At 39.1% G+C, this 13,720-nt stretch carries 13 protein-coding genes and 1 pseudogene; 11 read left to right on the top strand and 3 right to left on the bottom strand.

The genetic code is table 11. From position 1 onward, the window contains the following. The first annotated feature begins 156 nt into the window (after window positions 1–156). The 6 genes and pseudogenes from IGL24_RS07455 to IGL24_RS07430 all read left to right on the top strand — a co-directional run bounded on the left by IGL24_RS07455 (window position 157) and on the right by IGL24_RS07430 (window position 5,798). Entirely contained in the window at window positions 157–810 is a 654-nt protein-coding gene (locus IGL24_RS07455; RefSeq protein ID WP_206854184.1) for a PepSY domain-containing protein, read from the top strand. A gap of 83 nt (window positions 811–893) precedes the next feature. Further along, complete coding sequence (locus IGL24_RS07450) at window positions 894–1,835, top strand: dihydroorotate oxidase (RefSeq protein ID WP_207699663.1); 942 nt, start codon at window positions 894–896, stop codon at window positions 1,833–1,835. 145 nt (window positions 1,836–1,980) lie between these two features. Further along, window positions 1,981–3,438, top strand: a complete 1,458-nt coding sequence (locus IGL24_RS07445) for an amidase (protein ID WP_207699662.1) — start codon at window positions 1,981–1,983, stop codon at window positions 3,436–3,438. A gap of 177 nt (window positions 3,439–3,615) precedes the next feature. Continuing rightward, window positions 3,616–4,305, top strand: coding sequence for a hypothetical protein (locus tag IGL24_RS07440; protein WP_206854176.1), 690 nt, complete (start codon window positions 3,616–3,618; stop codon window positions 4,303–4,305). Between the two features lie 7 nt (window positions 4,306–4,312). Then, a pseudogene (locus IGL24_RS07435) lies at window positions 4,313–5,276 on the top strand (sce7725 family protein). A gap of 15 nt (window positions 5,277–5,291) precedes the next feature. Continuing rightward, on the top strand, window positions 5,292–5,798 hold the full coding sequence (locus IGL24_RS07430) for a GNAT family N-acetyltransferase (RefSeq protein WP_207699661.1): 507 nt from the start codon (window positions 5,292–5,294) through the stop codon (window positions 5,796–5,798). A gap of 26 nt (window positions 5,799–5,824) precedes the next feature. Here IGL24_RS07430 and IGL24_RS07425 read toward each other — a convergent pair whose 3' ends face one another. The 3 genes from IGL24_RS07425 to IGL24_RS07415 form a co-directional block, all read right to left on the bottom strand. Then, window positions 5,825–6,385, bottom strand: coding sequence for a guanylate kinase (locus tag IGL24_RS07425; protein WP_207699660.1), 561 nt, complete (start codon window positions 6,383–6,385; stop codon window positions 5,825–5,827). A gap of 168 nt (window positions 6,386–6,553) precedes the next feature. Next, the gene (locus tag IGL24_RS07420; protein WP_207699659.1) at window positions 6,554–7,735 is read right to left on the bottom strand and encodes a nucleoside transporter C-terminal domain-containing protein; all 1,182 of its coding nucleotides are present in this window, start codon (window positions 7,733–7,735) and stop codon (window positions 6,554–6,556) included. A 284-nt stretch (window positions 7,736–8,019) separates the two neighbouring features. Next, window positions 8,020–9,522, bottom strand: coding sequence for a DUF1846 domain-containing protein (locus IGL24_RS07415; RefSeq protein ID WP_207115714.1), 1,503 nt, complete (start codon window positions 9,520–9,522; stop codon window positions 8,020–8,022). A gap of 159 nt (window positions 9,523–9,681) precedes the next feature. Here IGL24_RS07415 and IGL24_RS07410 point away from each other — a divergent pair, with 159 nt between their 5' ends. The 5 genes from IGL24_RS07410 (at window position 9,682) to IGL24_RS07390 (ending at window position 13,589) form a co-directional block, all read left to right on the top strand. Next, the gene (locus IGL24_RS07410) at window positions 9,682–9,873 is read left to right on the top strand and encodes a hypothetical protein (protein ID WP_010735437.1); all 192 of its coding nucleotides are present in this window, start codon (window positions 9,682–9,684) and stop codon (window positions 9,871–9,873) included. A 193-nt stretch (window positions 9,874–10,066) separates the two neighbouring features. Then, on the top strand, window positions 10,067–10,945 hold the full coding sequence (locus IGL24_RS07405) for a viral A-type inclusion protein (RefSeq protein WP_206854165.1): 879 nt from the start codon (window positions 10,067–10,069) through the stop codon (window positions 10,943–10,945). Continuing rightward, window positions 10,945–12,021, top strand: coding sequence for a hypothetical protein (locus IGL24_RS07400; protein ID WP_207699658.1), 1,077 nt, complete (start codon window positions 10,945–10,947; stop codon window positions 12,019–12,021). The genes IGL24_RS07405 and IGL24_RS07400 overlap by 1 nt, the downstream gene beginning before the upstream one ends. Before the next feature lie 178 nt (window positions 12,022–12,199). Next, complete coding sequence (locus tag IGL24_RS07395) at window positions 12,200–12,592, top strand: DUF4430 domain-containing protein (protein WP_242542601.1); 393 nt, start codon at window positions 12,200–12,202, stop codon at window positions 12,590–12,592. 28 nt (window positions 12,593–12,620) lie between these two features. Continuing rightward, window positions 12,621–13,589 carry a cation diffusion facilitator family transporter gene (locus tag IGL24_RS07390; RefSeq protein ID WP_207115717.1) on the top strand — a complete coding sequence of 323 codons (969 nt, stop codon included), beginning with the start codon at window positions 12,621–12,623 and terminating at the stop codon, window positions 13,587–13,589. Window positions 13,590–13,720: the final 131 nt, after the last annotated feature.

The following is a 13,720-nucleotide window of genomic DNA, read 5'->3' as shown; positions in this document are numbered from 1 at the left end:
TAAAAGTGAAGAACTTGTTTTTACGTGATAAGTAAAAACAGGTTCTTTTTTTGATAGAAAATCAGACTGGAGACTGATTTTCTAGGGTATTGGCTGACAGTATCTACTCTTTTAGGTATACTGATTAGTAGTTACCAAATAAAAAGGAGAATCGTTATGAAATCAAAAGTTATTTTTACAGGTTTATTTTCTTTACTATTTTTGGCAGGCTGCCAGCAGAACCAAACAACTACACCAACAAGTACGACTACCCAAACTTCAGAAACAACAGTTGTTTCTTCTACAAACAAGTCAGAAGACAGTTCAACAGCTAACTCAGTGACTAGCTCAAGTGAGGCTTCTTCTTCACAATCTACAAATCCAGAGATCAAAGTTTCTGTAGAACGAGCAATCGAGTTATTCCAAAATAAATACCCTGACGCAGCAGTTACTAGTTTAGAATTAGACAGTGATTGGGGCAGCTATTTCTACAAAATCGAAGGTGTCGATGACGAAAACGAATATTCAGTAAGGATCAATGCAAACGATGAACAACTTGATGCAGAAAATCCAGAAAGATTAGATCGTGACGAGCAAAATGGTCAGAAAAAATCTGAAGATGCTTTAGATGTAAGTAACCTGATCTCAATTGAAGAAGCCGGAAAAATCGCAGTTGAAAAAGTCGGCGGAGGCACAGCGACAGATTGGGACCTTGATAAAGAGCTAGGAACTACTTATTGGGATGTAAAAGTCAAAAACGGCAACCAAACGACAAATGTAAAAATCAATAGTCAAACAGGAGAAATTTTGTCTACTGAAATCGATGATTAAGCTTCATTTGAAAAATTTTTTATTGATTTTGTTCGCTTAAATGATACACTAGAAAAAACGCTTTATTAAAAGGAGAGAAAAACTTGAGCTTAACGACTACTTTCTTAAATCATTCTTTTGAAAATCCCTTAATGAACGCTTCTGGTGTCCATTGCATGACTACAACAGAGCTAGATGAACTTGCGCAATCAAGTGCAGGTGCTTTTATCACTAAAAGTTGTACGATCAATGAGCGAGCTGGCAATCCTGAACCACGCTATTATGATGTGCCACTTGGTAGTATCAACTCGATGGGCTTACCAAACTTAGGTTTTTCTTATTATTTAGATTATGCATTGGCTTATCAGAAAGAACACGGCGAAGAACAACCATTGTTTTTCTCGATTGCTGGTATGAGTGCAGAAGAAAATTTGGAGATGTTGAAGCTGATCGAAGAAAGTGATTATCAAGGAATCACTGAGTTGAATCTTTCATGCCCAAACGTTCCTGGAAAACCACAATTAGCGTATGATTTCGAGGCAACTGCCACTTTATTGAAAGAAGTCTTTCAGGTTTTCTCAAAACCATTGGGAATCAAACTACCTCCTTATTTTGATTTTGCACACTTTGATCAAATGGCGGAGATCTTGAACCAATATCCGATCACTTATGTCAATTCGATCAACAGTGTTGGGAATGGTCTTTATATCGATACGGATACTGAGACAGTTGTTATCAAACCAAAAGATGGGTTTGGTGGATTAGGTGGCGAGTATATCAAACCGACAGCATTAGCAAATGTACGTGCGTTTTATACACGCTTAAAACCAGAAATCAAAATCATCGGTACCGGTGGTATTCGCAATGGACAAGATGCATTTGAACATTTGTTATGTGGTGCAAGTATGCTACAGATCGGGACAGAACTTCACAAAGAAGGCGTTGCTATTTTCGACCGTATCACAAAAGAACTGGAAGCGATCATGGCTGACAAAGGCTATCGTTCAATCGATGAATTTCGTGGAAAATTACGTTCGATGTCGTAATCTCTCTTTTATCCATAGAATAAGACAAACACTTGGAGCAGTCATTTGCTTCAAGTGTTTTTTCTATCATAGGAATAAAATAAGCGTAAACATTGTTGCTTTTTCCAGCATATGAGAAAATAGCAACAAAAGAGGAGGAGACGACATGAAAGATGCGACGTATCTTGCGAATGGTTTAAAAACAAAGCAATTCAGCTCAGAAGAACTTTATCAAGAAACAAAGAAAAAAATCGAAAAACTCAATCCAGAGATCAATGCGTTCGTCACAGAGGAATCAAGCGAAGCCCAAACAAATAAGGCGCATGTGCAAGGAGACAATCATTCGTTACTCTCTGGCGTACCTTTTCCATTGAAAATGCTAGGACAGGAAAAAAAAGGCTGGTTGGCAACTTCTGGTTCACGGATTTTTGAACAGCATCGAGCATCAAAAAACTCGAATTATGTCCAAGCAGTAGAAAAGGCCGGTTTAGTACCTTTTGGGCAAACCAATGCACCAGAGTTTGGCTTTAAAAACATCACTGATCCACAGTTATACGGTCCGGCACGGAATCCTTGGAATCTTGATTATTCTCCGGGAGGATCAAGTGGTGGGGCGGCGGCAGCGGTTGCCGCAGGAATCGTGCCAATGGCTGGGGCAAGTGACGGTGGCGGATCCATTCGTATCCCTGCCTCATTTACTGGCTTGATTGGCTTGAAGCCATCAAGAGGAACGATGCCTGTGGGGCCAAATGCTTGGCGTGGTTGGCAAGGAGCGGCAATCGATTTCGGACTTACTGTGTCGATGAGAGACACGAAAGCGTTGTTCCAAGCTTTAAAAGGAACAAACAGTGGTGCACCTTATCAAGTAGCCCCCGCATTTTGGCAACAACACCCTGTGAAAAAACGGTTGAAAATCGCGGTCTGTGTTGATTCTCCAATCGGCACGAAGGTGAGTGAAGAAGCGCAGTATGCTGTTCGAAAAGCAATGATGTTTCTTGAACAAGCAGGACATGAGATCGTTGAAATGCCTTATCCTTTAGATGGGCGCACATTGATCAATTCGTATTACCAAATGAATGGTGCTGAAACAGCCGCAATGATTGAATCGATTGAAAAAGGCTTGCAACGAGGAGTTGAAACTAACGAGCTTGAACCGATCTCATGGACACTATGGCAGTATGGCAAGAAACTTTCCGCAGCAGACTATGTCCATTCATTACACGTATGGGATCATGCAGCTGTTACCATGGAGACTTTATTCGAAACCTTTGATTTGTTCCTTTCACCAACTACCGCGGATACTGCACCGAAAGTCGACGCTGATTTGCAAAGTGACTCGATACGTCAACAGATGGCTGAGATGCCACATCTATCCGCAGACGCAGGGTTAGCAGTCGTTTCTGAGATGTTCGAGGAGAGCTTGACGATCACACCTTATACGCAGTTAGCAAATCTGACAGGGCAACCAGCAATCAGTTTACCGACGCATCTCAGTGCAAAAGGGTTACCGCTTGGCATTCAGTTTATGGCTGCCAGAGGAAGAGAAGATCTACTGTTCCAGGTTGGTGAATTATTTGAACAAAACGGCTTATTTCATCTGCCAGTTGGAATAGAGAATGAATAAGGGATTACTTAGAAGAAAAAACGAAAAATGTGACATTTGATCTGCATTTTTCGTTTTTTCTATGTGGTTATCGGATTGGGAAATAGTAAGGATGAGTAAAAAATAAAAATGACAGTTGGATTTTTCCGCTTTTTCAGGTAAAATGAAAAGGCGAAAGTATGTTCGGAGGTGGAGCTGATGAAAACTCCTTTAACGATCGAGCTTGAATCATCGTTGTATCATTATTGTATCGAACAAGGAGGAATCGTTGTCGAGGAAGTAACGATGCCTGATGATCATGGAATCGTTGACACATTAAGTTGTCTGACAAAATTTGATGGAACAAGAGAATGGCGCTGTTACGAGCTAAAAGTCACAAAAGCAGACTTTCGGTCAACCGCTAAACTATCTTTTGTCGGTCATTATAATTATTTTGTTTTACCTAGAAAGTTATATGAAGAAGTCCAAGGCGAGATCCCCCCAGAGATCGGTGTATTAGTTTATCGTTCTTATGCAGTAGAAGAGGAGATGCCGGTTCCTGGAACCTTTGTCATTGCCAAAAAAGCGATGCGTCGAGAACTAGGAGTAGCTGAAGACGCATTGACCAATCGCTTTATGGCCTCTTTATTCAGGGAAGTCAGAAAAGCAAAACAGATGGAGCGTGGGGTAAAATACTTCCCATCAGAACAGTTATACAAAGAACTGAAAAAACGTTCTGAAACGCAAGATCCATTCTCAAAAGAGCGCTACTATGAACGCTTTATCGAAGAAATCGAAAACCAAGCAATCAATGACTTACAAGAAGAAAATCGTGCCTTGCAACAAGAACAGGAATGGTTGCGCCAACAACGCCATATTCGACGCCTGCCAACTGAACCATTGGAGTGAACAATCTATGTATTATCCTTATTTACGTGGCAAACAATTCGATTTACTAGCTTTGAAGGAAAGCTTGAATCGAGGTCTATTGTCCTCTCAAGTCCAACCAATCATTGAGCCAGTACGTGATTCCGCGACATTAAAAAATATCATCGAATTGTTTCAAAAAAAGAATCATCCATTGATCGTGATCAAAAATCCTCAAGTGGGGCAGTTCAAATTATTTGAACAACACATCCACACGTGGGCAGTCAGTGAAAATAGCTCGTTAGCACAGGCAGAGATCATTACACCAAGTAATTATGAACAAGTGATCGAAACACCACCGCCGTTTATTATTTTTTGATGGCCAACATCAGCCAAGAGAGGTGGCTATTTGGCAAGATTTAATCGCGACAAACGCAACTTTTTTCATTCCTGATTCCAGTCGCTTGCGTATGCAGTTGCCTGAAAATAAGATCATTGTCCGCGACCAATTCCAAACGAGACGTCATGTAGAATCTTATGCAGAAAAAAATGATGATTTCTTCAGTGACGATCATCTTTTCTATCAAACAGATGGTTACAACGGTTTTTCTGATTTTACGATTGAAGGAAGCCGCTATTTTGATAAAGGTTTTCCAAGTCGAGCGCTTGCCTTGCACCTTACATATGTGGATGCTTATGGAAATCTTCGAATCAAACATTTTGTTTCAGATAGCAATGATTCTGCGAAAGATCAGGCGTTGAAATTTATAGAAGCAGCAAATAAAATGTATGGTTGGTTGATGAAGAACCATCAACAAATTTTTATTACCGAAGGATTACTTGAATTAGTCAGTCTTTATCGACAACAAAAATTTCCTGGCTTAGGTGTCTTGAAAAAGTGGACTCTGATGCATCACCTCGAATTAGTCAGTCAGTTATTGGAACATCCGACAGACTGGCTGCGTAGTGGTTCAAGGGTAGATAAGTTATATGAACTGATCACGACTCAATAAAAAAGGAGCGAATATATGTACCTTAGAAAAACAACACCGAATGACTTACCTAGAGTCATGGAAATCATTGATCAAGCAGCAGCATATCTTGCTGAACAAAGGTTGCCTCAGTGGCAAGGGGAGCAAAAACCCTCAGAAAAACAAATAAACAAGGATATCGAACGACAAGAAAGCTATGTCTTGATTGATGAAGGAGTCATCGTTGGGACTGCCTCGCTTGTTGCCGGCATTGATCCAGTATATACCGCAATCGACGGAAAGTGGGAAGGCGAAGGTGAGTATCTCTCGATTCATCGAGTCGCTCTTGATCAAAAAATCAGAGGGAAAAAGATAGGGAAACAGTTATTAGAACATTTGTTGACGGTCGCCGCCTATCAAAGAGTTACCGACGTTCGAATCGATACCTTTCCGACGAACCAACCAATGGAACGAACGATCTATTCCGCCGGATTCAGTTATTGTGGAATGATCGAGTTTCCATTTACACATGGCGAACGAAAAGCGTATCAAAAATGTTTATGAATAGTTAAAAAAAGCAAGCCACCTGTTTAGCGATGTTCCGCTTCTCGGATGGCTTGCTTTAAATTTTTTGCCTCGATTTCCAAACTTTGATCATTTTCAAAAATAATCAATGTAGAGACGTTTTTCAATTTTTCCAGTTCTCTTTGGTCTTTTTCAAAAAGAGCTAAGCGTTGTTGGATCTTATCTGGCGCATCACCACGTAAACGCAGGCGTTCGCTTAACACCTTTTTTGACACCGTGATAAATATCGGCTGGATACAGTCACCCAATGTTTCATACAAGTGCCAAAAGCCTGAAGCGGTAAGGATCGTGTAACAATCACCGCGTGCAAGAAATGCTAAGATCTCTTGTTTGCTGGAGCCGTAATAATGATCGGCGTACTGATCCCATTCGGCAAATTCTTGACGTTTGATCATCTGTTCGAATGTTTCTTTAGAAACAAAATGGTAGTCGATTTGATCTTGTTCATTTACACGAGGTGGGCGAGTCGTATAAGTAATGATTTTTTGTTGATGAGAAAACACGGCTTGTGCCAAACTCGTCTTACCGGAACCAGAAGGCCCAATAAATACATAACATTTGTTCATACGTCATTTTCCTTTCTAAAAGTTTAAATGAACGGCTAATGATAGAACGAATATATACCGAAAAGTTAAAACCTGATCATTTAAATAAAAAAACTTAACTAATCCAAACAGAAAATCTGTCCAAATTAGCTAAGTTCAGTATACTTGAAGCTTTATTTAATTGAAAGTTTATACGAGAATACCTGTAACGATCGCACTTAAAAAGCTAACCAATGAGGCAGTGAACAAAATTTTCAACCCATGTTTTGCCACTAAGTTTCCTTTTTCTTCATTCAATCCTTTCATTGCTCCTGAAATGATCCCAATTGAAGAGAAGTTAGCAAATGAAACTAAAAAGACAGATAGAATAGCAGTTGTTCGTTCAGTAAACTCGAATGTACCGGTTGATAATTCGGTCATTGCCACAAATTCATTGGTCACTAATTTGGTTGCCATGATACTACCGGCATCAACTGCTTCATTCCAAGGAATCCCACTGATAAAGGCAAAAGGTGCAAAAATATAACCTAAGATTTGTTGGAATGTGATCCCCAAAATACCATTGAACAACGCGTTGATCATCGCAATCAATGCAACGAAACCGATCAACATCGCTGCGACAGTGATCGCCACATGGAAACCGTCTAAAATATATTCGCCTAGCATTTGGAAAAATGTTTGCTCTTTGTCTTCTTCAATCACTAGTTCATCTTCTGTTTCATCTAATTCATAAGGATTCACGATCGATGCAAGGATATACCCACCGAAAAGATTCAATACTAACGCAGTGATGACATATTTTGAATCAATCAGTGCCATATAAGAACCAACGATCGACATCGAAACCGTCGACATGGCAGAAACACTCATTGAGAATAACCGTTTTTCTGTTAAGAAAGGTAATTCTTTTTTAATCGAGATGAAAACTTCAGATTGCCCAAGGATAGCTGAAGCAACACCATTATAGGATTCTAATTTTCCCATGCCATTGATTTTACTCAAGCCTAATCCAACAGCTTTCATAAATAGCGGGAGGATTTTGATATAACGTAAAATCCCAATAATTGCAGAAATAAAGACGATCGGCATCAACACATTCAAGAAGAAGGGGAAGCTACCAGCGTTTGCTACGCCACCGAATACAAAATCAACGCCCTCTCCAGCAAATGCCAATAAATGGTCAAATAGTTTTGCCAACATTGAGACAACTGCTGTACCAAAAGTCGTTCGCAATAAAACAAAACCAAACACAAATTGTAAAACAAGCATGATGACTAACGGTTTGCGTTTAATGGCTTTTCGATCACTACTAACCAAAATTGCCAATCCAAAAATAAAAAGTAAACCAATAATTCCAATAAACTGACTCACAAAAAATCACTCCTTACCAAATTCCGTTTAATTCTACATGTTATTTTTATAGAATACGAATCTTTTGAGCGAAATTTCATGAGATTTTTAGACTAAAGCGTATACATAAATAACGAATATAATATAACGTAATAGAATTGAGAATCGTATGAATTATAAATCAAAGGAAAGTATAAAAATCACTGGTTTTTATCCAATCAAAAGCTTCTTTATTGCTGAAAAAGGCAACTAAAAAGCGAGTCGAAATCTTTTAAAAGTGATTTTCAACTCGCTTTCCGAATTTTTTATTGATAATACAAGTTTTCTGAAGGGTAAACTGGTGCACTCGTGATATCGATACCTAATTGTTTAAGATTTTGTTCATCGTTCTTATTGATCATCACGGTTGAATGTGCTTGAGCGCCTTCAAGTTCTGCTAGTTTTTCATAAGCAACTTGGGCGATTGGATTGGTGACTGCACTGATCGATAAAGCAATCAATACTTCATTGAGATTCAGCGTATCGACAGAAGAATGTAATGCTTTACTCTTTAGTCCTTGGATCGTTTCTAAGACGAGGGGTGACAACAATGGGATCTCGTCTGAGATATGCGCTAAATATTTGATGGCGTTCAACACAACCGCAGCAGAAGCATCCATCAATTGGCTAGTTCGACCAGTTAAGATCACTTGGTCTGGAAGTTCGATAGCAATAACAGCCATTGGTTCTGTACTAGCAGCTTGACTCGTTTTAGCATATTCATGGGCAGGAGTTACGACTTTGCGATCTTCTGGACGCAAACCGACTTCTTCCATGATCAATTTGATGCGATTCACTGCATCTTCATCCGTCAATCCTTTTTTAAAGTCACAAGCTGTTTGGAAATAGCGTCTGATGATTTCTTGTTTTGATGCTTCTTGAATGACTTCATCATCAATAATGCCAAAACCTACACGGTTGACACCCATGTCGGTAGGCGATTGATAGACTGATTCTTTGCCAGTGATTTTTTCGATGATCCGCTTGATGACTGGGAAAGTCTCCACGTCACGATTATAGTTGACCGCTACTTTGTTGTAGGCATCAAAATGAAAAGAATCGATCATATTGACGTCTTTTAAATCGACGGTTGCTGCTTCATAGGCAATATTCAATGGATGTTTCAATGGGACATTCCATACTGGGAAAGTCTCAAATTTAGAATAACCCGCCGCATTGCCTTTTTGGCTTTCGTGATACAGTTGATTCAAGCAAGTGGCTAATTTCCCACTACCTGGTCCAGGCGCTGTCACAACGACGATCGGTTTTGTTGTTTCAATGTATTCGTTCTTCCCAAAACCATCTTCTGACACGATTTTTTCGACATTGATTGGATAATCCTCGATCTCAGCGTGTTTATATACTTTGATATTACGGCGTTCTAACTTATTGATGAAGACTTTTGTTGCCGGCTGTCCGTTGTAACGAGTGATCACCACGCTATTGATCGATAGACCATATCCACGTAATTCGTCGATCAAACGCAAGATATCCATATCATAAGTAATGCCATAATCGCCACGAATCTTATTCCGTTCAATATCACCTGCATACACACAAATCAAAATCTCAGCTTGATCACGTAATTTTTGCAACAATTTGATTTTTGCATCTTCTTCAAATCCGGGCAAGACACGTTTTGCATGCTTGTCATCGACTAATTTTCCACCGAATTCCAGATACAACTTATCATAATGATGGACACGTTCAAGGATATACGCAGATTGCTCTTCAATATACTTCTCTGAGTCAAAACCAATTTTTTTCACTTGTTTCCCTCCTTAGCTACTCTCGCATTTTTTCATTTTTTAGAGGTTTCGTCAACTATCAATTGAGTATGTAAAGAAATTTCAAAGAAAAAACAGAAGAATCATGCTTGTCTAAGAAGTCATTCATTGGTATGATAGGTTTGATAAGGAAGGTGTCCCATGAAAAAAAGACAAAAAAAGAAAAACGCGTACAAACAGTATATACGCTCGATTTTTACAGGCTATGAGCATATGCTAGAAGATAGCGAACTGAATGAATTGAAGTTTTCTTATTTAAACGAAGAAACATTGCTCACAAGAGATGAGAACCAACGCATCCATTTCACTACTAGAGATTTACCCAAAAAATAATGCTAAGAGCGGGGAATCGACGTCCCGCTCTTTTATATTTTTTGAATCTCCAGTCCAACCCGTAAAAAGTAATTTTTATTGTAAGTCAGCGCATACTTAGTAACACTTTTTACTTAGAAAATGATACTATTGAATTACATAGAATAATTGATGAAAATTGATGCGTTCAAAAGCATGAGGAGGCAAGTAAGCTATGATAGACCCAGAGATGAATGAACACCATGATGAAAATGAATATGAGGAAGCATCTTCGTTTTACGATATCAAAGAAAAAGCGAGTATGAATCTTTCTCAATTATTAGAAGATCTGCAAGCTTTTGAACAAGCAGTCCGCGAAGAAAACATTCCCGCGATCTATCAGTTATACAATGGACGTTTGAATGATGAGCTTAAAAAGAGCTCGAATGAAAATCATGAGATCGATCAGTTGTTGATGCGCAAGATCCATGACCGTTTCTTGCAAGAGTTTCCTTTTATGGTGCACACAGAGACTATTTCACCAACGATGAGTTATTACCAGATTGGGACGTATTATCATGAACGTCCAACAATCGGGATCGACGCTAGTTTACCTGAGATCTTTGTGTTGCCACAAATCGATGAGGAATGGGAAAAATATGCAACGAAAGAAACGCTTGATTACGATAAACAAATCAATGAGTTAGAGGCAAAAGTAATCACTGCGAAAACTGAGATCGATCGTTTGGATGATGCTATCAAAGAAATCGACCGTCAGATCACCGATTTAGATGATACGAAGGGCTTTTTGAATCGTAAAAAAATAGACGAAGAGATCCAGGCTTTGGAACAAAAAAAACAAGCCTTAGAAAATGAAAAATTAGGATGGCTTCCATATATCGAAGAGCCAGAAAAAATCCAAGAACAAAAGCAATCATTATTACATGAAGAAAAAGCGGACCAATTACGTGCCGCAATCGTTGAAAAAGAACAACGACAAATCAAAAAATACTTTGGTGAAATGGAAGGTTTCAGACAGTCGATCCATCGTTTCTTGATGTCGTACCTTGGCAGTGAAAACCCTGAATTAGTCGAAGAGGGAGGGGACGAGTGATGACAAAACAAGAAGAATTAGAAAACCAAGTGCTAACACCTGAAGAGCATGGAACAAGCGAACCATTAGCAGAAATCCAAGTCAATGAAGAAGAAATGGACAATGAGGTAATGGAAACACGCGAAGAAGCAAAAATCCATGAAAAAGAAAAAATCGTCCCGAACGCAACGAACCAATCGGGCAATGATCGCTCAACGGTCAAACATGCAGTCAATGAAAACCAAGCATATCTTTCGGGTAAGCAAAATGATCATGAAGACATCGTCAACTTGATTGCAGCAGCAGAAGAAGAGCTGGCTGATCTACGTCTACGTAAATACTTGATCGAAGCGGACTTTAATGAATTATTAGTCGCTTATCATCGCTACGTCTTAGAAGATACACCGATCTCTACGATTGCTAAGACGAGTTTGGTCGAATACTTTGCTTACGAATTATTAAAACCATTGAATGATACTGGCTTGGAATTATCTAAACAAGCATACGATGTCTGGGAAACTAGATATTTTTCGATCAATTATAGTTTGACTCCGCAAAAAGAGTTGATGTTCTCCTTTGTGTTACCTACGATTGATCAACGGTACCAGGTAGAATCCATCAATTTGATGCGAGTTTCACCAGAACACATGACGATCGAGATCGATGATGACCGGGTATTGGCATTGATCCGTCATTGGTCGGTCGAGCGCGTGTTTTCAGCGAGCCAGATCACGATCTTCAACCACAAGCTGAACCAATTGTTTGCCTATGCGCGCAAACTCGGCTTTACAGTAGATCAAACACTATTAGACAATACAAAACCACTACGATTAGATATTGCCAGCAAGTTCCCAGCTACGCAAGAAGTGTTAGACGATATTTTTATCGTTGCCATGAAAAATCCGCAATATGATATGGAAAAATTAGATAGCACGACTTATAAAGTGTTACTTGATAAAGGACAGTCACTCCAAATTTCACTTAACGATCAAACACAGACAGACTTAGCGATTTCTTCCGGTGACTATCATCGTTCAGTGATCGATTTCTTCATCAATTACGAGTTTTTAGTTCCCTTGATGGTACGCAAAACTTGATAGTATTTTTTACACTTGTTGATCAATGAAAGAGGTTGTGACGGAAGTAGTCAGCCGAAATAAGCCGGAACAGCCAAAATTGTTTTTAACAGTTGCGGCTGTTGCGGCTTGTCTATTTTTATTTGGAGAGCTTCATCGATTATGGATGACAAACTTTTCTATGAAAAGGGGGGACAAAATGAAAAAGATAGGAACTAGTCTTATTATTTTTGCGACGATGCTATTATTCATTAGTGGTTGTGCGGATCAAACATCCAAACCAACAGATCAACAAACTTCATCACTCGTTAAAGACGAACAAGCAACGATCACTTTACAAGAAGATGGGGAAGATAAACTGATAAAAAAAGTCATTTTCAAAACTGGACAAAACTTATTAGCAGTACTTGAAGAAAACTTTACAGTGGAAGAAGATATGGGCTTTATCACTTCGATCAATGGCCATCAACAAAATGAGAAAGAAAAAAGATATTGGATGTTCTCTGTAGATGGTAAAAATACTAGGGTAGGTGCCAAAGAAACCATTTTGAAAGATGAGCAAACCGTTATCTTCAATCTAGATACTCTTTGATATTTTTTAAGTGAAGGGATGAAAAATCATGGAAAATTTAAAGAAAAGCGGCATGTTTTCAGTACTTGCTGCGTTAGGTGCCAATCTTTTAGTTGCATTAAGCAAGTTCGTCGGTTATGCCATCAGTGGTAGTGCGGCAATGTTGAATGAAAGTATCCATAGTATTGTTGACTGTAGCAATCAAGTACTGCTTTTAGTGGGCGATAAACGAGCAAATCGTGGCCAGAGTGACTTGCATCAATTTGGCGAAGGACGCGCAAAATACTTTTTCAGTACGATCGTGGCTATGATGTTGTTTTTCGGTGGGGGCGCACTTGGTGTGATGGAAGCTTTCGAAAAGCTGACACATCCCGCCCATGAAGTTGGTAATCCATGGATCGTTATTCTGATCCTCTTATTTGGTTTAGCAGTAGAAGGCAGTTCGTTACGTATCGCCATGAAAGAGATCCGTGAATTAAACACTGAAAATCTTTCAACGATGCGTTTTTTGCGAGAAAGCCGCCACAGCGAGATCTTAGTGATTTTCACAGAAGACCTGTGTGCAGTGATCGGTCTTGTTTTAGCATTAGTTGGTACAGTATTGACGATGGTGACGGGGATTGCTGCTTTTGATGCGATCAGTGGTCTATTGATCGGCTTTTTATTGATGGGTGCTGCGATTTTCTTGGCAAAAGAATTTTATAGTCTGATCATTGGCGAAAGTGTGACCGCCTCAGATTTGAAAAAAATCAGACTTGCTTTTGAGCGAAGTGAAGTCAATCGAGTCATCGATATCAAAACCGTCCATTTAGGGCCAACCGAAATTTTGGTCGCCGCTAAAATCGATCTTCAAGAGACAGAATACCAAACACATCTGATCATCAATGACATCGAACGGACGATTCGTGAACAATTGAATGATAAAAAAATCTATATTTATATCGAAACGGACAAATATGATCCAAATTATTCTAACATCCCAAGAACGCAAACGAATCACACAGGGACACTCGAATAAATTATAAAAACCTGTGTTATTTTTAACTTTAAAATGATTGTTTGTTAAAAAAAAAATACCTTATACTCATTTAAAATCATCGAAAAAGCAGGGGGAATCCTCTTTTTTGATGATTTTCTTTCATTTTTCTC

Source organism: Enterococcus sp. DIV2371, assembly GCF_050498525.1.
GTDB classification, from domain to species: Bacteria; Bacillota; Bacilli; order Lactobacillales; family Enterococcaceae; genus Enterococcus_B; species Enterococcus_B mangumiae.
This window is presented reverse-complemented; position numbering and strand designations above follow the sequence as displayed.